The 21912-nt window shown below is 35.1% G+C and carries 27 protein-coding genes and 1 tRNA gene; 9 read left to right on the top strand and 19 right to left on the bottom strand.

Features of this window, described 5'->3' with window-relative positions:
- Positions 1-104: 104 nt before the first annotated feature.
- On the top strand, positions 105-263 hold the full coding sequence (locus Q0941_RS04575; protein ID WP_299291807.1) for a hypothetical protein: 159 nt from the start codon (positions 105-107) through the stop codon (positions 261-263).
- A 42-nt stretch (positions 264-305) separates the two neighbouring features.
- Here the strand turns inward: Q0941_RS04575 and Q0941_RS04570 are convergent, their stop codons facing one another.
- Positions 306-560, bottom strand: coding sequence for a hypothetical protein (locus tag Q0941_RS04570; RefSeq protein ID WP_299291805.1), 255 nt, complete (start codon positions 558-560; stop codon positions 306-308).
- A gap of 95 nt (positions 561-655) precedes the next feature.
- Between Q0941_RS04570 and Q0941_RS04565 the strand changes: the two genes are divergently transcribed.
- From Q0941_RS04565 to Q0941_RS04545, 5 genes are all read left to right on the top strand, one after another.
- Positions 656-1330, top strand: coding sequence for a hypothetical protein (locus Q0941_RS04565; protein ID WP_299291803.1), 675 nt, complete (start codon positions 656-658; stop codon positions 1328-1330).
- Between the two features lie 483 nt (positions 1331-1813).
- A complete protein-coding gene (locus Q0941_RS04560) occupies positions 1814-1960 on the top strand; it encodes a hypothetical protein (RefSeq protein WP_299291801.1) in 147 nt (48 codons plus the stop codon).
- A 129-nt stretch (positions 1961-2089) separates the two neighbouring features.
- Entirely contained in the window at positions 2090-2248 is a 159-nt protein-coding gene (locus Q0941_RS04555) for a hypothetical protein (protein ID WP_299291799.1), read from the top strand.
- Positions 2249-2357: 109 nt separating this feature from the next.
- Positions 2358-2735 (top strand): hypothetical protein, encoded by a 378-nt coding sequence (locus Q0941_RS04550; protein WP_299291797.1) that lies wholly within the window; start codon positions 2358-2360, stop codon positions 2733-2735.
- 333 nt (positions 2736-3068) lie between these two features.
- On the top strand, positions 3069-3623 hold the full coding sequence (locus Q0941_RS04545) for a DNA-3-methyladenine glycosylase I (protein WP_299291876.1): 555 nt from the start codon (positions 3069-3071) through the stop codon (positions 3621-3623).
- Here the strand turns inward: Q0941_RS04545 and Q0941_RS04540 are convergent, their stop codons facing one another.
- Positions 3624-4064: a very short patch repair endonuclease gene (locus Q0941_RS04540; RefSeq protein ID WP_299291796.1), complete on the bottom strand. Its 441-nt coding sequence runs from the start codon at positions 4062-4064 to the stop codon at positions 3624-3626.
- Positions 4065-4076: 12 nt separating this feature from the next.
- Complete coding sequence (locus tag Q0941_RS04535; RefSeq protein WP_299291794.1) at positions 4077-4892, bottom strand: LlaMI family restriction endonuclease; 816 nt, start codon at positions 4890-4892, stop codon at positions 4077-4079.
- Between the two features lie 102 nt (positions 4893-4994).
- On the opposite strand from Q0941_RS04535, the gene dcm reads away from it, so the two are divergent.
- Together dcm and Q0941_RS04525 are read left to right on the top strand one after the other, a co-directional pair.
- Complete coding sequence (gene dcm, locus Q0941_RS04530; RefSeq protein ID WP_299291792.1) at positions 4995-5981, top strand: DNA (cytosine-5-)-methyltransferase; 987 nt, start codon at positions 4995-4997, stop codon at positions 5979-5981.
- Positions 5982-5985: 4 nt separating this feature from the next.
- Positions 5986-6270: a hypothetical protein gene (locus Q0941_RS04525; protein ID WP_299291789.1), complete on the top strand. Its 285-nt coding sequence runs from the start codon at positions 5986-5988 to the stop codon at positions 6268-6270.
- Here Q0941_RS04525 and Q0941_RS04520 read toward each other — a convergent pair.
- From Q0941_RS04520 to Q0941_RS04490, 7 genes are all read right to left on the bottom strand, one after another.
- Entirely contained in the window at positions 6267-7286 is a 1020-nt protein-coding gene (locus tag Q0941_RS04520) for a site-specific DNA-methyltransferase (protein ID WP_299291788.1), read from the bottom strand. The genes Q0941_RS04525 and Q0941_RS04520 overlap by 4 nt on opposite strands.
- A 97-nt stretch (positions 7287-7383) precedes the next feature.
- Entirely contained in the window at positions 7384-8667 is a 1284-nt protein-coding gene (locus Q0941_RS04515) for a hypothetical protein (protein WP_299291786.1), read from the bottom strand.
- Positions 8668-8671: 4 nt separating this feature from the next.
- Complete coding sequence (locus Q0941_RS04510) at positions 8672-10795, bottom strand: sensor histidine kinase (RefSeq protein ID WP_299291784.1); 2124 nt, start codon at positions 10793-10795, stop codon at positions 8672-8674.
- A gap of 77 nt (positions 10796-10872) precedes the next feature.
- Positions 10873-11985 carry a site-specific integrase gene (locus tag Q0941_RS04505; protein WP_299291782.1) on the bottom strand — a complete coding sequence of 371 codons (1113 nt, stop codon included), beginning with the start codon at positions 11983-11985 and terminating at the stop codon, positions 10873-10875.
- A 59-nt stretch (positions 11986-12044) separates the two neighbouring features.
- Positions 12045-12749 (bottom strand): tetratricopeptide repeat protein, encoded by a 705-nt coding sequence (locus Q0941_RS04500; protein ID WP_299291779.1) that lies wholly within the window; start codon positions 12747-12749, stop codon positions 12045-12047.
- Positions 12750-12804: 55 nt separating this feature from the next.
- A complete protein-coding gene (locus tag Q0941_RS04495) occupies positions 12805-12948 on the bottom strand; it encodes a hypothetical protein (protein WP_299291777.1) in 144 nt (47 codons plus the stop codon).
- Positions 12949-13037: 89 nt separating this feature from the next.
- A complete protein-coding gene (locus Q0941_RS04490; protein WP_299291775.1) occupies positions 13038-13388 on the bottom strand; it encodes a response regulator in 351 nt (116 codons plus the stop codon).
- Between the two features lie 58 nt (positions 13389-13446).
- Here Q0941_RS04490 and Q0941_RS04485 point away from each other — a divergent pair, with 58 nt between their 5' ends.
- Complete coding sequence (locus tag Q0941_RS04485) at positions 13447-14058, top strand: transcriptional regulator (protein WP_299291773.1); 612 nt, start codon at positions 13447-13449, stop codon at positions 14056-14058.
- Between the two features lie 10 nt (positions 14059-14068).
- On the opposite strand, the gene Q0941_RS04480 is transcribed toward Q0941_RS04485, so the two are convergent.
- The 9 genes from Q0941_RS04480 to Q0941_RS04440 all read right to left on the bottom strand — a co-directional run bounded on the left by Q0941_RS04480 (position 14069) and on the right by Q0941_RS04440 (position 21758).
- Positions 14069-14923 carry a CoA ester lyase gene (locus Q0941_RS04480; protein ID WP_299291771.1) on the bottom strand — a complete coding sequence of 285 codons (855 nt, stop codon included), beginning with the start codon at positions 14921-14923 and terminating at the stop codon, positions 14069-14071.
- A gap of 7 nt (positions 14924-14930) precedes the next feature.
- Entirely contained in the window at positions 14931-16007 is a 1077-nt protein-coding gene (locus tag Q0941_RS04475; protein WP_299291769.1) for a zinc-binding dehydrogenase, read from the bottom strand.
- A gap of 41 nt (positions 16008-16048) precedes the next feature.
- Positions 16049-16333: a DNA-binding protein gene (locus Q0941_RS04470; protein WP_299291767.1), complete on the bottom strand. Its 285-nt coding sequence runs from the start codon at positions 16331-16333 to the stop codon at positions 16049-16051.
- Between the two features lie 7 nt (positions 16334-16340).
- The gene (locus Q0941_RS04465) at positions 16341-16793 is read right to left on the bottom strand and encodes a 30S ribosomal protein S19e (protein ID WP_299291764.1); all 453 of its coding nucleotides are present in this window, start codon (positions 16791-16793) and stop codon (positions 16341-16343) included.
- Positions 16794-16824: 31 nt separating this feature from the next.
- Positions 16825-17091, bottom strand: coding sequence for an RNase P subunit (locus Q0941_RS04460; protein WP_299291874.1), 267 nt, complete (start codon positions 17089-17091; stop codon positions 16825-16827).
- An 83-nt stretch (positions 17092-17174) separates the two neighbouring features.
- Positions 17175-17248 (bottom strand) — tRNA-Gly (locus tag Q0941_RS04455).
- A 22-nt stretch (positions 17249-17270) separates the two neighbouring features.
- The gene (locus Q0941_RS04450; protein WP_299291762.1) at positions 17271-17939 is read right to left on the bottom strand and encodes a ribosome biogenesis protein; all 669 of its coding nucleotides are present in this window, start codon (positions 17937-17939) and stop codon (positions 17271-17273) included.
- A 2-nt stretch (positions 17940-17941) separates the two neighbouring features.
- On the bottom strand, positions 17942-19060 hold the full coding sequence (locus Q0941_RS04445) for a hypothetical protein (protein ID WP_299291760.1): 1119 nt from the start codon (positions 19058-19060) through the stop codon (positions 17942-17944).
- A 46-nt stretch (positions 19061-19106) separates the two neighbouring features.
- Positions 19107-21758: an adenosylcobalamin-dependent ribonucleoside-diphosphate reductase gene (locus Q0941_RS04440; RefSeq protein ID WP_299291758.1), complete on the bottom strand. Its 2652-nt coding sequence runs from the start codon at positions 21756-21758 to the stop codon at positions 19107-19109.
- Positions 21759-21912: the final 154 nt, after the last annotated feature.

The raw sequence follows: 21912 nt of genomic DNA, 5'->3' as shown, positions 1-21912 counted from the left end.
AACTATGAACACTTTAGAAGATATTATTTAATAGAGACTAAATTATTTAGACGTATTATTTTGTTTGTATAATAGTTACAATTTAGCACGTTTATGGGGTAACAATGATTTGTTCTTCTTTCCAAGGATGTACTACAAACTCTGTAAACATAATTGGTATTGTATTTACTGTTATGGTTTTTGGAGTAATTGTTGAAGGATTAGTAGGATATTCAAAATGGATCATCAGAACTGTAGAATTTGTTTCTGATCTTTTCCAATAAACTAAACTTCAGTGCTCTTTTTCAGAAACACTTTGTCATATTCTACAAACTTTCTACGATCTTCTTCCCCTGAGATGTCAAATCATACAACCTTCCTTTCTTTAGTTTTGGGGTAAGACATACTGCAAGATCGTTTTCTAATAATTCAGCTAATGTGTTACTTACATGAGAAAGAGCAATTCCAGTTTTCTTTGAAATTTCAATAGGAGTTACTTTCTTTTCTGTAAGTGCTTTCATGATGTTAGTTCGGTAGTTGCTTGCTTTGATGTATCCAAGCAGAATGTCTGATTTTGTCAAGTGTTAATTCAGTACGTAAATTGTGACTATTTGGCAATTAGCACGCTTTAAATGCGGTTTACACACGAGATAAACACAGTATTCGAGGTGTCTGTTTGGGTAAAATAAAGAAGATAGGAATGGGGTTTGGAATAACAATAATTCTGTTTTTTGTATTAATTGTTGCAACGGTAACAAGTACCCCAAAAGCAGATGTTTCTCTAGTCAAGGAAAACAAATCACCAGAGATTAGCTACGAATTTACTGAACAACACGATAATGAAGACGAAGATAGTCTGCCAGTAGGATATATTGCTGAAGCACCTGAAGATTATCCAGACGAAAAACATCTTGAGATGACAAGGAGTCAAATTTTAGCAGAAATTCCAGAGGAACGACTTGACTGGTCAATTACCAGATACCTGTACCATCAATTGAAAACCCCTGAGCAGGAAGAGCAGTTCATAGACAAATATCTAGAAAACTACAACGGACAAGACTTCCAAGGAATGTCATTCAAAGAAGCATTAGCAATTACATTTCTCCAGATGCAAAACAATTCCAACGGAGACATCTATGATTACAAGTTAACAACTTTTAATCAGTGGGACATTCCGAATATCAAGAATCAGGGGTTGGAAGATACTGGTAGATTCGTAGTCATTCAGGCAGAATTTTTTGCAACATATGGAAGTGAAGTTATGACCTGGTACCTTGATCTTGACAAAGAACAGATCATGGCAGTTGCTGATGCAGAAATTTACTTCCTTGAGGTATTAGATACCACATAATGCATGTAATTTAAGTCTCTTAATCTGAAAATAAACTACTTACGATCTAAAATTTATTTTGAGTCCCATTTCAAAAGTTGTAACATATCGGAAATGAACTAGGCAAAATTATTGAAAATGCTTACAATAGTTTCTTACTATTCTAAACCTCATAAACAACCTGAAAAAAGTTAAAAATTCCAAAGATATCATAGACGTATCAATATGATAAACAATAGATTTGGTAGAGAATTTTCGATTGCAAATGTCAGTTTTTTAGGCACAATAAAGGGTTGTTGTGTATATATATTGTATATATATTACACTCTCTATATTTATTTTTGAGTAAATTATTTTTTATTTGTCATAAAATAATTATGAATTTGACTTTACTAGGAACGTGATCACCGTATACAACGGTAGTCTAAAAATAAATGCAACAATTCTATCATTATAGAACTTGACATATATACAACATATATACAAAGAGGAAAAAAATCTTTCATGGTCAAGACAGTAAGGATTGTTGATCACAAACTTCACAAAGAGTTGTTAAAGATCCAAGGAGAGTTGCAGGCAAAGTCAGGCAATGCAGAGAACATGGACGCAGTGATCACCGTTCTTTTGAAAAAATACGGAAGAAAAGTTTAGCAGAAAAAAATTTCAAGAAAAAAATTTCAAGAAAAAAGAATTCACCTGCGTAAAACAGAATAGAAGAATTAAAGTCACAAAGTCATAACCAGGCGAACTTTATCAACTATTAAAAATTACAATTCTCCAATGACTACAAAAATTGAAATTCGTCAAACAACAAAAGACGAGTTAAAAAAATATGGTGACAAAGATTCAACATGGGATCAAATCATTGTGGATATGATGAATCATGTATGCATCTGCGACGTGTATTGGGGTAACAAGGAATGGAACTTGCTACAGTAACACCGTACATGTTTGAGGGGCATCTGATATTGGGACTAGATCACAAATGGCTCCCACTGTTTGGAGGAATGCTGTCATTCAGAACGTTCGTCGACAAGAGGGGGAGACTTTGTTTAGTTTCAGAACAATGTATGAAATAATTGCATGGAGCATCTGGCAACGTGTTCTTTCATATGTGATACCCAAGAATGATCCTGCAGACTGGATGATCAGGAAATCAGTATCTGAAAAGAAACTTGTCGTCTGCGATTACAACGGACACTTTAGAGTGGTAGAGATACACATCTACGGTACCTACAAGGGAAAAACAGGTGTACTTACCTACCAACTATGGGGTGAAAGTTCTAGTAAAGAACTAGGGTGGAAGAGAATGCATGTATCAAAGATGCACAACCTGACCATTCTTGACAAAACATTTCCAGGAAGACGAGATGTCTCTGACATGCATACAAAATGGGATATCGTCTACATGCTAGTAGACGAGTAAAATACTTCGGACCTAACCCGAATATCCACTTTTTTTATTTTCGAAGTTACAGATAAAGATTGCATACAGAATACTCAAATCCGTGTCTGAGTTTCATTTGTCCCCTGTAGAAAATCTTATTCGTGATACTAAATATGAAAATTAGACGATGAGTGAGAAAGAATGTGTTTGTGGCAATTCCAAGAGAAGAGAGCAGAGGATATGCGATGAGTGTGACAATATTAAATCCAGCGGGAAAGATTACGCAAAGTACCTTACAGAAAAGATGAAAGAGTCTATGGAATGAATTTCAAGTAACAGTTACAGGTACATGATAGAGATGGGTTCTGTTTGATGAAAAGATGTAATTGGGTATACGATGAGATTCACATAAAGTATCACGACAAAGAGTGGGGTGTGCCACTACACAATGACAGAAAACTGTTTGAGTTTCTTGTGTTGGATTCGATGCAGTCAGGCCTTTCATGGAAGATTGTATTAAACAAACGCAAGTCATTCAAAAAGTCATTTGACAACTTTGATCCAAAAAAGGTTGCATGTTATTCAGAGAAAGATGTCAAGAGATTGCTATCAGATAAGGGAATAATCAGAAACAGAAGAAAGATAGAGTCTGCAATAAACAATGCAAAAAGATTTCTTGAAGTAAAAAAGGAATTCAAAACATTTGACAGATACATCTGGTCGTTTACAAATTACAAGACAGTCAAAGGAAATTTTAGAAAGTGGGATGACATTCCTGCAGTTACAAAGGAATCCCAAGCGATGAGTGCAGACTTGAGAAAGAGAGGGTTCACATTTGTTGGGCCTACCGTATGCTATGCATACATGCAGACAATTGGCATGGCAAATGATCACCTTGTAGGCTGTTTCAGAAGAAATCAGATTTGATTATCTTCTTTCTTTGAATTTCCTTTCTATTCTTCTCATGCACTTGTCAGGGTTTTTTTCAATGTCGTGTTCCCAGAATCTGAGAACAGACCAGTCTTCTCTTCGCAGTTTGCGTGTGTACTTCTTGTCGCGTTGCATGTTTGTCTCGATCTTGTCTCGCCAGAACTTCTTTCTGGGCTTCTTTTTCTCGTTATACTTGTAGCCGTGCCAGAAATCCCCGTCACAGAATATCACTATCTTCTTTCTTTTGTGGGCAAAGTCTGGATTGCCAAACATCTTCGGATACATCTCAAATCTGTATCTATGTTCTGTCAGCATTTGTTTCATCTTGAGATCTATCTTTGTGTTGGTTCCTCTAATCCTAGACATGACCCATGATCTTTTTTCAGGAGAGAAGATGTCTGTCAATGAATCAGATAGAATTGCCCAGTATTTTTTCATTGTTTTGTAGTGCTACGGATGTCTGCTTTCTACCCACGAATCCCAGAAGGAGTTACTAGCACGCCACATCGAGCGGTATCGGTCTGTTCCGTCGGCCCTAACGTCTTTCATTCCGCTGTCAAAAATAACGTCACCATTTTTTACAACATCTAGGAATTTGATTATGTCAAATGGGCCTCCAAACAATATTGAGTTGTAGATTCCATTTGAGTCCTGCAAGCACTTGAACCAGCCCTTGCGATTGAACTTTCTCTCGACCTTTAGCTTTATCATTTCCGAATCCCACTCTACTATTTTTAAATTCTCTTTCTGAAACATTTCAGGAACTATCTCATGCTTGTTTTGCCTGTTGTCGCGAGAATAGGAATATTTGATTACAATAGAGTTGTCATTGCTAACTGTCATTTCCTGACCAAAATCGTTGAATCCGTCAGTTACCCTTTTTGGACAAGGGGTTCCAGACCAAGAAAAAACTCCTTCAATTGCTCTGCCAAACGTACGCAAGAACACTGCCTTATTTTCTCTCCACAGTTGGTTTTTTCTTCTGCCAGTGATTCCTTTCAGATTAGGAAAATATCCCTCGTCTCGGAAAATGTAATAGCTTGCATTCCAGTCCCCAAACGAGGTCTTTGACTGCGTATTGTTCTTCATTTCATACCCAAGAAGATCTGGCGCATTGTCAGCGTTGTGGGCAACTTCCATCTGTTTCTCAAGCCAGTGTCCTTCTCTCCCCTCATGATCTTGATGGGATTCCGAAGTGTCGGGTTTTTTGCCGTATACTCTGTTCATGAATCGATCAATAATTTTTTGTTGTTCTTCTGAAACCAATTCGATACCGATCCGATCTAATACTTGACTATAAGTTGATCCAAGAAATCAGAAAAGATCAAATGTTATTGTCTGCAACGTATTTCATTAGGACGAGTAAGTATGAGAAGAAAATCAGGTTTTAAATTCATTGATCTTTTTGCAGGAATCGGAGGGCTAAGACTTGCGTTTGAGGATACAGGAGGCAGATGCGTGTTTTCTTCTGAATGGAATAAGTTCTCGCAGCAGACCTATGAGGCAAATTTTGGCGATGTTCCTGAAGGAGACATTACAAAGATTGACGAGAATGAGATTCCGGATCATGATGTTCTAGTTGGAGGGTTTCCATGCCAGCCATTCTCAATTGCAGGAGTAAGTTCAAAGAATTCTCTTGGCAGAGCACACGGTTTTGAGGACGAGACACAGGGAACCCTGTTCTTTGACGTATGCAGAATCATCAAGGCAAAAAAACCCAAGGCATTTCTTCTTGAGAATGTAAAGAATCTCAAAAGCCACGACAAGGGAAACACATTCAAAGTAATTCTCAAATCGTTGCGAGAAGAATTAGGTTATGACATACATTACAAAGTTGTTGATGCAAGTACGCAAGTACCGCAACACAGAGAAAGAATTTTCATAGTAGGTTTTGACTCTCCAACAGAGTTTGAGTTTCCCACATTGGAAGACAAGAGACCCGTTCTTCGAAGCATCTTGGAGAAAAGAGTAAACAAAAAGTATACTCTAACTGACGGGACCTGGAACTCATTACAAAGGCATCTTGAGAAGCACAGAGAGAAGGGAAATGGTTTTGGTTACAACCTTGCAGACAGAAAGGGAATTGCAAAGACACTCAGTGCAAGGTACTACAAGGACGGTTCAGAGATTCTAATCCCACAAAGAAACAAGAATCCAAGAAAACTTACACCAAGGGAATGCGCAAGACTTATGGGATTCCCAGAGGATTTTGTCATTCCGGTTTCAGACAGCCAAGCGTACAGACAGTTTGGTAACGCAGTTGTAGTTCCTGTTGTAAAAGAAATTGCAAACTCCATGATAGAATGCATGCAGACAGGAAAGAAAAGAATAACAATAATGGACTACGTCAAGTGATCATATGGAAGAGTTTGCAAGACCCTTGAAGAAGCCCGAGGCACGTCATAGGTACTGGCACATTTACAGGGATGAACGCGGCTTTTTCCCAGAGACAGGCAAGGTCTTCACTCTGGAGTTTGAAGGAAAGAAATTCGAGATGAAGGTAAACCACAAGGACGACATCATGACAGGACAGCTTTATGCTACTCACAGGTTTCTAGAAGGGGACAGGATCATTGTAAAAAAGATCAAAGAGGGCATTTATTCTCTGGAAGCACCAGACACCAAACTATATCCGGAAAACTAGTTCCTTTTTGCAACTGCCTTGACAGGTATTGGTTCGGATTCCAGTCTTTCCTGAATTCGCTTTTCAGCAATATCACATGCTTCAGGATTCTGATCAATTCCAATCCACCTTCGTCCAAGATTGTGTGCTGCAACTAGGGTTGTTCCGCTTCCGCAAAAGGCGTCAAGTACAATGTCCTTTTCGTTTGTGGACATCGAAATAATTCTCTCCAATAGTTTGATCGGTTTTTGTGTAGGATACCTTGTCGATTCCTTTCTTGTGTGCTGTATCGGCTTTATGTCGTCCCAGATGTCCTGAAGTTGGATTCCCTTCATCTCATCTAGGTATCTCTTTAGCATCGGCATGTTTCCTGGTTTTGTCTGGACAATCTTTCCTTCCTTGTAGAGTTGGTTCATTTTCTTCTCGCTGTACCTCCAGTATCTTGTTATTCCCAAGAAAGTGTAATACGGATCTCCCTTTGCAGCGCCTCCAGGTCCTCCAAGGTCTCCATGTGCATAGTATCTTCCAGTCTTCTCCTCCAGATGCTTGTAAGCCTTCTTGACATACTCTTCAGGATACTTCTGGTAGATGGGATTCCATGTTGGGCTCTTTCCTTTCGAGTAGAACAGTATGACATCGTGTATTCTTCCCATGTTGCGTGCTCCCTGTTTTGTATCGTTGTGGGAATTGTGTCTCTTCCACACTATCTCGTTTCTGAAATTATCATAGCCGAATACCTTGTCAAGTTCGACCTTCAGGTAGTGAGATGCGTGCCAGTCGCAGTGGACGTAAATGCTTCCAGTGTCCTTTAGCAATCTCTTACTATGCTCAAAGACATCATGCATTAAGCTAATGTATTCAGAAATTCCACCAACCCATTTGTCATTAAAGGAAGGGGAGTTTCCTTCGTGATTCTTTTTTTGAAAAATTCTATTGGCAAAGAAAGGCGGATCCAAATAAACAAGATTCACAGAATCATCAGGAAGTTCATCCAGATGGGATAGGGCATTTCCACACAGTATACGATTGGTTTTCACTAGGCCCATCTGTGAAATTTTGTTTAACCGATACGAAGTATAATATTCTAGGTTTCAAGTCAAATCAAGTGAACTCAGGCTTGATTATTTAATGACACTAATCGTTACTCATATGTGGTTGGTTGATAGGAGGCAGACCCAATCTTGTCGAGTAATTTGCAAATTGTTGCATAAAATAGGTGATATATGGAATATCCAGTCTAGAAATTCTTTTGTCAGAGAAATCTTTTTTGAATTCTGTAGAATTCAATGACATCACATTCTGAAAATCAAAGCACAATCCGAGGTATTTTCCTTCTGTTTCGCTAAAATTCCAAACAGGATGATATCTCGCATAACCGCTATGCAATGAATTTAATTGATCAGTAATATTTTTTTCATAATCTTTATCATTTTCAAAATTTTCTCTTTTAGGCATTTTGAAATCTTTTTTTATAGAGTAAATTGGGTGGTTTTTTTCTTTTAAGCTGTTAAAGTCAATTGCAAATCCTTTGCAAACAAGAAAATTTTCAGCTTTATTCCAAGCGATATCACATTCTGGAGTAATAACTATATGATATGACCAAAAATTCTCGGTTTCTTCTTTTTTGAATATATCACCAGTCCAAATTTTTTCTTTTTCATCAGGTGTGAAATACATGTTTCTGTTTTGTAATAGTAAATCTGAAATCTCAATAGCATTATCTTCATCATTAATTTCTTTCAGAAGATTTTGAAGATTTTCAAATTCACTACCTCGTTGCATGTATCGTATAACAAATCTCATCATATTTGATACAAATTCTCTAGGAAGTGATTCCTCATCAAAATCTTTTCCTATTGATTTAACATATGCTTTAATTTCATTTTCAAATTTTTCTCGCACAAATTTTTTTAATCCTAAATCTTTAGATTTATCAATTAGTTTTTCCCAGCTAACAATCAGCCTATAAACTTCTTTATCATCAATTATTTTTAAAAGTAGTTTAATGAGTTCATCTATTGCAGTACCTTTTTGAATTCCATCGATTCCTTCAATGTATCCAGCGAATGGAGTTTGGGTAACTTCTTCATATGCATCCTTTATACTTTGAATATCTTTTTCAACAAAATCTCGTGAATAAATAATTACAATGTAAGGACCTTTGATTTGTTCTAGTACCTTGGCAGCATTATAAAAGTAGAATTTATCACCTCTTACAGACTTACCATTTGTTAGATCTAGATCCAGAATTAAAACACGAATATTTGAAATTGATTCATGGAACTCTCCTTTGGAATCCCAGTATTGAACATGAAATCCTTTCTGTACAAGACTCTCGATTAGATTTTTTATGTCTTCATTAAATTGATCGTCGACAACTAACACTTTCCCAAGAAAAGAATGGTTTATCGAAGACAAAATTTTACTCCTTTGGAATCAAGAATCCTATATTTGCACCAGATAGTAGTCCAGGAAGATCATACTCATCAAATGATTTGAGTTTTCCATTATGACTTTTAGCAATTCGATCACAAATATACAGTCCAAGTCCCATACCTTTCGATTTCCTAGTAACAAAAGGATTTGTAAGGAAATCCAGATTGTCTTCTAATCCAAGACCATTATCAGAAACTATCAATGCATAAAATTTTTTATCGTAATCAATGAAATTTATTTTGATTTTCTTATTCTTGATCTTTTTTGATTTCAACCAGTAGAAACTATTGTCAATTAGATTAAGCAACAAAATGGAATAGAGTCGAAGAGCACCTACAATCGTATTTTTAGCCTTTATATCATAAGAAATTTCAACGTCTTCTCTTTTTCCGCGATTTCTCATAATGTCAACAACATATTGTATGGGTTCTTTAGCTTCAAATCGTTCTTCGTCTTTTGTAGATTGTGATATGTTCACAATTCCTTGTAATACTTCGTCTGCTTGATGCAGTTGTTTGATAACAGTTTTTATTTTTGCATAAGGGTTTTTGTCACCACCTTTGAGTAGCTTTTCTAAAGTAGCATACGAATTTTGGATTTCACGTTCAGCTTCATGTGTAGGAATCATATATGTAAGTCCTAATGCAGCTGCTGCTAACAACGGTTCTTCTAGATCTTGTAGAGTTTTGTCTACAGTTTTTTTGATTCCAAGTACTTCATGTTGTATTGCAGTTCTTGTTTTTGGACTAATTTTTTCATCACGTAAAACTTCTGAAAGATTTGCAAAATGCTTCTTGAGATCCTTTAATCTTTTATCTTCTCTTTTTACTGCTTTGATTTTTAATCGTTCTTCATTTCTTTCTGTTTGAAAGTACGATAATGCACACAATACCAAATTTTTAAAATCTCGAAAAGAATCATTATCTATTAATCCCTCTCTATCAGATTTGTCTTTTAATTCAGAGTTTTTCTTGAATGACAAATCAATAAGACCAATGACTTGATTTCGGCTAACATTTTCTTGAAATCTGCTAACCCTTCTTTTATCCATACTAAGCCAATCATTGTCTTTATTTCCATATGGAAGAACTCTGAAACCATCACGGAATACTTTGATCCCTGTTAGAGGTTTTACTGATTTTGTGTAAGTGATTTCTTTCGTAAAAGCATCTTTTTTGTCTTTTGTATCAAGATCCCAACAGTAGATTTGGAATTTGAATGGACCACATTCTATTTTTTTTCTTTCAGAAAAATAGTCTTCATCGTATTGTTGTAAATTTTGAGTGATTTCTTTTGTTCTATGCCATTGGGCATATGTTTTTGAACGAAAAGTATACGTCATTTTTGCATTTCCTTTTGAATCAACATCTGCTTCGAAAAAATAGCCTGATGTGTCAAAGATGTCCTGTAGGATATTTTCTTTCACATGTACGTTTATTCGGTTATCTGCAACTGATAATTTAATATCAAAATTTTGTAATGACGAAATTGGTGATTTAACAGTTGCAATAAATTGCTTTATGTCTTTTATCATTTCTTGCGTCCAATTTCTATGAAGATTAGTAATGGTGATTTGAGTACCATTAGGAAAATCCTCATCATCTTTTGGAAAAACAGTTGGAGGATTTACCTCCCAGTCTACTTTAATTTGGTTTAGAAATTTGTTATAATCTTCAAATTTTGACCAATCTAGTTTTAGTGTAGTTTCAGATTGTCCTTTGATTCGTTTTGTTATAATTTCAGTTGTTTGTCCTATTTTGTGGATGGAAAGACGACCTAGTCCTTTTTCACCTAAATAAGGACGATGATAGATCTCAGAGTATCTTTTTTTCTTATCTTTAGACGCTTTAGAGACTGTTCCGAGTTCAAGCCACGATTGTAAAAGTGATTTTTTTGTCATTCCATGACCATTATCTTTGATAATAACTTCGCCGATACTTTTGTTACTAACGGCTTTTAATTCTATTTCTACTTTTAATGCATCTGCATCATAAGCATTTTTGATTAATTCGGATAATGCCGCTAACTCATCTGTAATTAGTTGTTCGCCTAAAAGCGTCATCAATCTAGATCGAGCCTTAAAAACTGCCTTACCTTTGGTGGCTGCCATGATCTAGTTAATTTGAAGCAGTATTAAAATTTGAAATGTAACAACATAAGAAATTCTTAAAAAAGAACTATTGCTACCTAAATTTCTGGTATAGTAATTTTATTTTTTCTGAGATACTGTAATAGATCATTGAATTTTTCTTCCAACTGGGAATTCTTTTCCGAGATTTTCTTGATGTTCTTCTCAACTGTCTCAAAATCAGATAGTGTAAGATGAGGTTCTGCTTCCAAGTACATCTCTCTTTTCTTGTCTTCAGATAACTGATAGTAAGTATCCATGTAGAAACTGTGACCCATCAAGGCTTCTGCATAATCTCGTCCGCAAACATTTCCAAGAACAGTTCTGAAGTATTTTCTGAATCCATGAAAATGAATTGCAAGTCTGCCATTCTCATTTTTCAAAGAGAGATCTGGAATTGAGGCTAATTGTTTTCTTAATGATGCCTGCAGGGTCTGTTTTGACGCCTCAACAGGGTATTTGAGGAGAATTTCCTTGTTTTTCTTAGAGGTCCTTCCAAAAATCACTATATTTTGTAGGCGTAAATTTTGGTCTTCATCCTTCCAACCATAGTATCGTTTGAGATAATCCTTTAGTGCATTAGTTGTCTCGCTGGTGATAAAGGTCTCACGAGACGAACCTCCCTTAGCAATTTCTGCCCTAATATTGATCTTAACAGGTTCAGATTCAAAGTCAATATCAGAAATTTTGAGTTGGACAATCTCACCTATCCTAAGACCACTAGAGCATGATAACAGAATTGCAGTTTGGAGTTTAGGAGATGAGTTTCTGAGAATTCTAAGGATTATCTCTTTTGTGAGAGGAATCTCTCTTGTCTTTGTAATTCGTGGAATCTTTACTAATTGTTTGTAGTCATCTGAATTGATTCTGATTCCCCAGTGACGAAGGTATCCTTTGATTCCGCTTACATAGGATCTCAATCCTTGTGGGCGTATGTTCTTCTTGTCTAGATAAATTACAAAACTTCTTAGTGTTTGATAGATATCAAGTTCTTCTGATTTTATTTTTGCAACTAGTTCTGTTTCAGTGCAATTGTATTGTTTCTTTACAAACTCTTTGAAATGATTTAATGCAGACTGGTAGGTTATCTTTGTCTTTGTGCTGTGGGAGATCAGATACATAGAGTCTAGGAATTCTTCTTGTACCTGTTCTGGAGTCTGATTCACAGGCATGTAAGGGGTTACCGGTATATAATCATATATGTTATATAGATAATATATTTAATATAGAATTATTTAGAATCATATTCTACAAATTCATTATCACAGAATTGATGAAAAACTGAGCATTTGTTTTCTTTTGCATCATCCTTAATTTTTTGCATATTTTTGTTTAGTACTCCCTGAGCAGCTAGGAATGCTTCATCCTCCATTCCCAATTTTTCAAATAGTTTTGATTTGGCAATGGGAGCTTCCTTTATTGTTGCATCAGCTACTTGAGTTTTATCATAATATTCAATGGCTTCCTTGTATTTTTTCAAATGAGTTAAAGAAATAGCCTTGTTCATTAATGCAGTAGCGTCATTAGGCTCAATTTTCAATGATTTTTCGTAAAAATCAATTGCTTCAGAATGTCGATTTAATTCGTTTAATGATAGTCCCATGCTATTAATTGTCCAAACATCTCTGGAATTTGTTGAAAGGATCTCTTGACAAAGTTTTATGACATCGTCATGTTTTTTGAGATTTTCTAGTGCATAGATTTTGTTTTTTAATGCATACATGTCTGCATTTTTGATTTCTAAGACCTTATCACAATATTTGATAGCCTCTTCATATTTTTCTAAATATACCAATGAAAGTGAGATATTTTGCAAGGCGACCATGTCATTAGGGATTTTTTCAAGTAATTCTTTACAATAGTCATACATGTCTTGGTATTTTCCGGCATTAAACATTCTAGTAATGACGTTTGTTGGATCTAGAAGATTTACCATAATTATAACATAGAATTTTTTAGGCTTTAATCTATTCTAAAATATAGAAAAAGGATTATTTGAGAACTTTTCTCAAAGTTTCATTCAGCACTTTAGAGTAGCTGTATGATGATTGTTCTTGTTGAATTAATTTTGCCTGACGAAGTCGGATCTTTTTGTCAAGGTCATCATCAATCATTATTGTTACTCGTTTACTCATATTACTCAGAGAGAATGTATGACTTTTTTAATATAAGATTATATGAAAAGTTCCAGAAGTGGGAAGCGATTTTTACTCTCAAAAAAATTTTAATTTCTAATTATGGAAATAACTTGGTCCATTTTGAACGGTTTTTGGATTAAAGGGATATTCAGTTTGTCAAGTTTCTCTTCAGTAGAATAGCTTCCATCTGCTGTTACTGCAATGATTTTTGCTTTAGAATCGATTTCCTGAATTTTTTTTATTGCATAAAACCCACTTCCATTAGGCATGTTTAGATCTATCAATACAACATCAGGTTTTGTTTCTTTGAATAGTTTGACAGCAGTAACACCATCAAAACCATTACCGATTACATTAATTCCATTTTCTTCTAAAAATTCACTAAATAGTCTGACAGTATCTTCATCATCATCAATAACAATAACAGATTGTGTCATTTCTAGTGAGTATAAAAAAAGCAGTGCTTTAATATTTTCCATTATTTAGAAAATGTACATGGCTGGAATTGACAGATTAATAGCAACTTCATTGTCCACAGAAATTAAAAAAAGTCTGGATTTGGATATTTTAAAAAAAGTTGAAAGAGAATTATTTTTAGAGCATGGAATGTCAATTAAATTATCAGTAGAGCATTTTCAAAAATTTCTTTCTGTGCTTAAAAAAAATTCAAATTTAGATGTTAAAAAATTTGAAAAAGATTGTGTAAATAAAATTCTCAAAGTAAAGAAAAGAGAAAACAATTATTCTGTTACTATTATTAATTTAGAATTATCAGACTTGATTCTAGAATTATTTGGAGAATCTGAGACTAGAAAGATTATTTCATCTTTATTAGAAAACGAATATACAATTCCACAAATTCTTAAAGAATCTAGAGTTCCAAAAACATCAGGATATAGAAAAATTGAAAATCTAATTTTGCATGGATTGATTATAGAATCAGGTAAAGTTCTTAGTGAAAGTAAAAAGATTTCAAAATTGCAATGTGTCTTTCAAGACATAAAGCTGGACATCAAAAAAGAAAAAATCATAGTCAGTGGTTCAATATCTCAAAAGATGTTTGAAAAAAGTACCAGTATGAAGTCAATTATTGACACTTTTGTATGAAAATCGAAAATTAGTTAGTCAATTCTAAGAGGGCTTTTGCCTGTTTGTAATGAACCTCATCAATCATTTTTCCATCAACAGTTGTGGCACCTTTACCTTTTTTAGTTGACTTTTCATACTCTGTACAAACTTTTTGGGCCCAAGAAATTTCGGTTTTACTTGGATAGAATAGTTTGTGTGCAATAGGAATTTGGTCTGGATGAATAATGCTTTTTCCACCATATCCTAAACTTTTTCCTAATTTGCAATCTTTTTCTAGTCCCTTTGTATCTTTAAGATCTTGCCAAATTGCATCTATAGCTACAACACCTGCAGCATGAGCATCAACTGGGATCTTTGAACGGGAATATTTCTCTCCTTCAGAATTTTTGGTATACTCAACGCCAATATCATTTAAGAGATCAAACACTCCAAATACCACAGCAGAAACACGTTTGCTTGTTGATGCAATGGTGTAGGTGTTGACAACTCCTTCAGCTGATTCAATAGATGGGATAAGTTGGATTGGTTTTAGTTTTCTTGATTTTTCTAGTGAGTATAATGATTTTTCAATTTTTTTGAGTTCTCTAGTGTTGTTTACTTTTGGAATAACTATTCCATCAATTCCTTTTTGAACAATTTCTTTAAGATCTGCTGGAATTTTTCCAGAAAGTGGAGAATTTGTTCTTACAAAGATAGAGGATTGAAATGATTTTCTTTCTTTGAGTGCATTTTTGATAAGCTTTCTTGCATTTGCTTTTTCGTTATCTGGAACAGAGTCCTCTAAATCAAAACAAACTATATCAGCTCGAAGGTTTTTTGCTTTTTCAAGAAACCTAGGGTTGTTACCAGGAACAAAAATGAGACTTCTGAAGAGCTGAGTCATTAAATGACTAAGCGCCTTCAGGCTTCATAATGATTTTGCCAAAGAAGTCACCCTTTAGCATTTTTGTATGAGCCTCTGCTGCTTGCTCGAAGGTAAAGACAGAATCAACAATTGATTTTATCTTTCCTTGACCCATCCAGTACAAGCCTTGATCTAATTCAGCTTTAGTTCCTTGTGTTGAACCTAAGACATTGATTCCTTTGAAGAAGATGTGTCTAAGATCAATTTGTGCGTCATAACCTGTTGTTGCACCACATGAAACTAGAGATGCACCATATTTGAGCAATGTTAGTTGCTTGTTAAAGTGAGTTTGACCAATGTGATCAAAAGCAAGATCAATTCCAGGTGCTTCACCTTTTGTTTTTGCAATTTCTTTTGATATCTTAAAGACTTCTTTTTGCCAGTCGTCTTTTCTGTGGTCTACTGCATAATCTGCTCCAAGTTCTTTACATTTGTCTAACTTGTCAGGACTTGCAGTTGCAATTACATCACAGTTGTATAATTTTGCAATTTGAATTGCAAAGCTTCCAACACCAGAACCACCACCCATTACGAGTACTGTTTGTCCTGGAGTAATCTTTGCTCTTCCTACTAACATGTGCCATGAAGTAAGAATAGTCATTGAAGCTGCTGCTGCATCTTCATATGAAACTCCTTCAGGAATTTTTGAAACATTGACTTCTGGTAAGTGAATTTGTTCAGAGTATGCTCCCCAGAGTGGTCCTGTTTGGAAACCCCAAACTTGTCTTCTGGTACAGTCAAATTCTCTTCCATCTGTACATGCACTACAAACTCTGCATGCCAAATTAGAGTGAGAAACAACTCTATCTCCTACTTTGAAATTTTTAACATCTTCGCCAACTGCGATAACATCTCCAGCTACATCAGAACCGGAAACATGTGGAAGAGGAACTGCTACTGGAACTCCTCTCATTCCCCAAATATCATTATAATTTAGGGCAGATGCTTTATTGGTAAAAATTACCTCATCTGCTTTTGGTTTTGGTTCATCTATATCCTGGACTTTAAGGATCTTAGAATAATTATCATCTGGTGCATATTCATTGTATACGACTGCTTTCATGACTACATCGAAGCCTTACCCATAATTATATTTTATTGGGATCAGACTCGATTTATCTTAAAATCTCGTTTTGGTTGTTGGATAGATAATAGAATTTGCTTTAATTGGTCATCAGATAACTGACCTGGAAGTTTTCCCTGAGTTGCCATTCCAATCAAATATTGCTCTACCAAATCAGAGAGTTCAGGTTTTACCATTTTGATATTATTCAAACGCATTCTTGCTTCTGAACTCAAAATTTGTTTTAGAATTTGCTCTTTTTGAGCTGCTATTTCATTTTCTTGATTATTGTTATGAGGAGGTTCGTCAGATTCTGGAAAACTCATTTTGAATCTATGTGTAAACTTTGAGATGAGGATTTTCTACAATTAGTTCTTTGAGAATTTCAGTTGCTAACTTGTCTAGTTTTTGCATTCCTTGTTTTGAAACAATTCTTCCTTTTTTCTCTACTTTTTCAATGTAACCAAGTTTTTCTAAACCATGAACTGCGTTTCGTATGATTGCACCACCTGCATCTCTGTGATGTGCTGCACCATATCCAGATGGTTTTCCGCCACCATATTCTTTTCTTAATTCATTAATTCCAATTGGTCCATGAAGGTAAATTTTTCTCATTAATGATGCACATCTAGTATGCCACCATTCTCTATCTTGAGGAGGTTTATCGGCATGGGCACCAGTTTTAACAAATGGAATCCATGATGGTGCAGGAATATCTTCATTTTTGAGAATCTCTGCTAGTCTTCCAATCAATACATCTGCTGGTACATCGTATACCTTTGCCATGAAGACAAAAAATCGAGAATCGTCTTATAAATCATTGAGATATTATTTTGCGATAAGTATGCCCACACAGGTTACATGAAATTCTGATCGACTTGACAGAGGTTCTTCCAACACGGATTCTTGAATGTAGTCCAGGTGCAATAAAGGACTTACATTTTTTGCAAAAAACAATTCTCAAATTATAAGGCATGCGGATTTTGTGTCTAGTACTAATCCGTCTGGCTAGGAGAGCTTGTCTTTGTGAAAGTTTTGGATTTGATTTTGAATTACTGATTGCATTTTCAATTAGGATTTCCATTCTTTCAATTGCTAATTGCTGTAATGCAGGTTTCACAATGTAGTATAAAGTTACAAGTACTAATTCGTTATTATGAGAAAAGATGCAGTCAGCGGGATTCGAACCCGCGTCACAGGGTTGGAAACCCCGAATACTAACCAGGCTATACTATGACTGCAACAGAATGCAAAATTTATTGCCTACATAAAAATGGTTTTTTCGTATTCATACAATAGTCTAGCAACAACAACATGTCCTTCAAAAGAATCATCTCCAATAGAATAAAGTTCATTGAATGTACCTGAGACGGATCTAGAAAAATGTCCTTTCTGAAATCCACCAATAACAATGCATCCATCTTCTGGAATTTCTGATACTGATTGTTCATAAGTTTGTCTAGTCCCTTCAGTAGAAAATCCAATAATTTTCGAAGGGTTGATCTCTTGAAGTAACTCAGAAAATGTTTGGTCTTTAATTTGGAGTAAAGTTTCTTCATTTGATGAGACTTCTTTTTCTTTGTATAATTTTTCAATTAAACCTGCAAATCTATGATATGATTTTGGGATGTGGACATTTTGATTAAATGAAATCACCTTGTCATCAATTGTATGAACATAAAATTTGAGTTTATTTTTTTGATATAATGGAATTGTAGTTGCCTCAAGTATAGAAAAGTGTACTAGATCAGGTCTACCACGTTTTAGTTCATTTTCAATTCCTTTCATTGCTGCAAAATGCCAAGAATTGTCAAGTAAAATTTCTGAAGGACGTTTTCCTATTTTTCTTGCATGAGAAACAACCGATGGATGATGTTTTAATTTACTTGGAACAAGTTCGAGTGAAGATTCTGAAAGAATTAAAGAAATCATGTTTATTTGATCAATTCAATTTGATTTTTGAATTCTGTCCATGCAGGTTTTGGATTTCCATTTATCTCAATTAATCCTGCATTACAGACATAATGATTCAGTCGTTCAATTACATGATCACTGCTACCTAATCCAGAGCCGCCTCCAACTGAAATGCTTTCATCCCCCACATCTTGACGTTCTGATGCACAAGTTCCTTCTGGTTTATCATACTGACGATACCATGTCATGAATTCAATTTGAGATTCATTTTCTGAATAAAATTCAAACATTTCTTTCATAAATTCTTCTTGAGAAGATTTGTCACCACCTACAAAATCAGAAGAACTCCAACTAGTTTCAAAAAATACCACTTTTTTGTCTGGAACCATCTCAAATACTGTGGATAAATCATTTTTTGCTTGTTCTGGAGTTTTGATAATATCATTTAGACTATCAACTGGAAAGTAAGAAAATGCAACAAAATCACCTACTGCAAGATCAGTTACAATGTGATCTAAATCTTTATTCAATACATGGTGAAGACCAAAAGAGTTACCAAATTTTACATCAGGATGTTTTTGTTTTAGTTTTTCATATACTCCTAAAAATAATTCTTGGTACACTGGAATATTTTCTGGTGAATATCTAAATTGTGATTCTGTTTCTCCAGCAATGATTACGGTATCTACAATATGATATCTTGACAAAATTTCATCTAGAACTGTAACTAGTCTATCTTCACCAATTGAATTGATTGAAGGCTTTCCAATCCAATTTGGAAATGGTCCTAATGTTGGACCATTAATTACTGAAAAGTATAATGTTACTTTGAGATCATTTTTTTCATTCAATCCCATAAGGACATCAGATTGTTTCCAATCAAAATTTCCACGTTCAGGCTCTATAATATTCCAAAACAAGTAGACATTGCTTCTTCCAATACCTGTTGATGATGCATCAGTAAAAATTTCATCAATTTGTTGCAATGATACTGATTGAAATGGAGTATTAATCACAAGACCAATTTTTTCATTTGATTTTTGTGAAACAACTTCAGTATTTGGAAGAGTTAGAAATACTCCAGATATGATTGCAATAATTGCTACGCCTATAATTATGCCTGGAATTTTCTTATCCATGAAGAACGAAAAGGAAAAGAAAGTAAAAAAGTTGTGATTCTGTTATCTATCCAGAAGTACAACCGCTGTATCCACATTCAATGCAGATACTACAACCTTCAACAAATACGAGGCTGTTTTTACATGTTGGACATAGACGATCCTCTGAAACTTCTTCTTGTTTCTGAGGTTCAGCTACAATCTCTTCATCATGAACTTTGAGTGCAAGTGCAGCATTGACTTGAGATTTGATGTATGGATTTGTTATTGTTTCAGTAACAAATTTCGTAAGGTGTTCGGTTGGTGTTACATCAAAAGTCTTTTGTGCATTTTCACTTGTCATATGAAGAACCTGTTTGTGTCTAGAGCCATCACGATAAACTGTGATTCCTTTTAGACCAAGTTCATGTGCAAGAAGATATGCAGATTTTACATCTTCAGCTGTTACATCATATGGCATGTTGATTGTTTTTGCAATTGCATTTCCAATCCAATCTTGCCATACGCCTTGAGCCATCAAATGATCAGCCCAGTGTATGTCCATTGCTGTAACAAAGACATCTTGCATCCATTGTGGAATTTCTTCTATTCCTTTCAGTGAACCATAGTTGTCTGCAATCTTTGCAAGAATTTCATCATTGTAAAGACCTGCTTCTTTGAGTGCTTCTTCAACAATCTTGTTTGTGTAAAAGAATCTACCAACAGTAACCCTCTTCTCAAAGACTAGAGCAAATGCAGGTTCCATTCCGTTTGAGCAATCTGCAATCATAGATAGTGTTCCAGTTGGAGCAACAGTTGTTGTCAGTACATTTCTAATTCCATATTGCTTGATTTTTTCAATTAGTGCATCCCATTCATAGGAGTGAGCCTCTTTAGGTTTCTCATAATATCCAGCTACAGGAATCTTTCCTTCAGGATATTCTGTCTTTGAGCAAAGTGGGAATTCACCTCTAGACTTTGCCAAAGCAACACTTTCTTCCATTGAATAGTAAGTTAGGGCTTCAGATAGTTTTGATTGTAGTTCATAACCTTCTTTGGAATTGTATGGAATTCTAAGTTTGTATAATAGATCGGCTACTCCCATTACACCTAATCCAATTCTTCTTGATTCTTTTGATGCAACATTGATTTCATCAACAGGATAGTGATTTACATCAATGATGTTATCTAAGAAACGAGTTGTTTTTCTGATTGTCTCTTCATATCTTTGCCAATCAAATTCATAAGTTCCATCAGCTTGTCTTTTTACAAGATTTACCAAGTTAATTGAACCAAGATTACATGACTCGTATGGATAGAGACTTTGTTCACCACATGGGTTTGTAGCTCTTAGTGGTGCTTGTCTGGCTTTTGCAAATACATTGTATTTGTTAATTTGATCAAAGAAGATCAAACCAGGCTCTGCACTCTTCCAAGCGGATAATGCAATCAAATCAATTAATTGATGTGCATTAATTTCTTTGACAGGTTTTTTGTCACGTGGACTACGTAGAATATAATTTCCATCAGATGTATTAACTAGTGAGTGCCAAAAGTCTTCCCAGATTCCAACACTTACGTTAAAGTTCTCTAAGACTCCTGGTTCAGTTTTGTTTGTGATGAATTTCTCAACATCAGGATGCCATGCTTCAATGATTCCCATGTTTGCACCACGTCGTTTTCCACCTTGTTTTACGACTTCAGTGACTGTGTTGATGATGTTCATGAATGAAACTGGACCAGATGCTACACCTGAAGTTGATGCAACAATATCGCCTTCTTCACGAAGATCAGAATAGTTGATTCCAACACCACCACCAGACTTAAAGATTAATGCTGCATCTGAGGTAGATTTCATGATTTGTTCCATTCCATCTTCCATTCCAAGAACAAAGCATGCAGATAGTTGTCCTAGTCTTCCACCTGCATTCATCATTGTTGGAGAGTTTGGTAGGAAGTCTTGAGAAACCATTAGCTCAAAGTACTCTGAAATTTTATCAGAATAGTCATCGAGTTTCTTTGCTGCAAGCAATGTTAGAAGATCTTTGAAACTGATTTTCATTTGACCTTTGTTTGCTAGAGTGACATAGTGGTTGATTAAAGATCTGAAATGCCATTTGTTGAGATAATATTCTCCAATTTTGAATTTGTAATCAAAGGCATCAAGTTTTTCAAGATAAGATTTTGCTTCATCAATATCTTGTTTTGAGCTGGCTGACTTGTCAAAGATTTGTGAATCATACATTAAATCACCTACGCCTACTAGAATTGCAACTCTTTCAAACATTTGAGTTGGTGATTCAATAATCTCATTTTTTCCATTTCTGAAAAGATATCTTGATGCAAGCACTCTAAGGCAATTTAAATCAAATTTCTTAGATACTGGATCTAATGACTTGAGATTCAAGACCTTCATCTTCTCGTCTCTTAATTTTCTTCTCTCATGTCTGTAGACGATGTATGCTTTTGCGATATCGCTATTTCCACTATCGATTAGCGTTGACTCTACAATGTCTTGAATATCTTCAACTGTAGGTGTTCTAGAACTAGTAAATCCTTGTTCTACAAGTTTGTCAACTACTTTACCTGCGAGTTGATCGGCTAGGCCACGGTCGGCTTTAGAGGTGGCTGCCAATGCCCTATAGATGGCATTTGAAATTTTATCTTGATTGAAAGCCGTTACTGCGCCACTGCGCTTACGGATCTCATTGATCGTATTTTCTATTTGTGAATTATCCAATTATAATCTCCCCGCAAGGGTTATGATGAATGTGGATATAACTGATTCTGCAACTTTTTCTTAAATCTCGGTTCAAAAATATTGACACCGTTACTATGAAGTTCATACCGGTCAATTACATGCAGTGTTAACGATCATCGTCACATCTGAAATG

This window comes from Candidatus Nitrosopumilus sp., assembly GCF_028278985.1.
Classification (GTDB): domain Archaea; phylum Thermoproteota; class Nitrososphaeria; order Nitrososphaerales; family Nitrosopumilaceae; genus Nitrosopumilus.
Note: the sequence above shows the minus strand (reverse complement) of the source record. Positions and strands in the feature narration are given on the sequence as shown.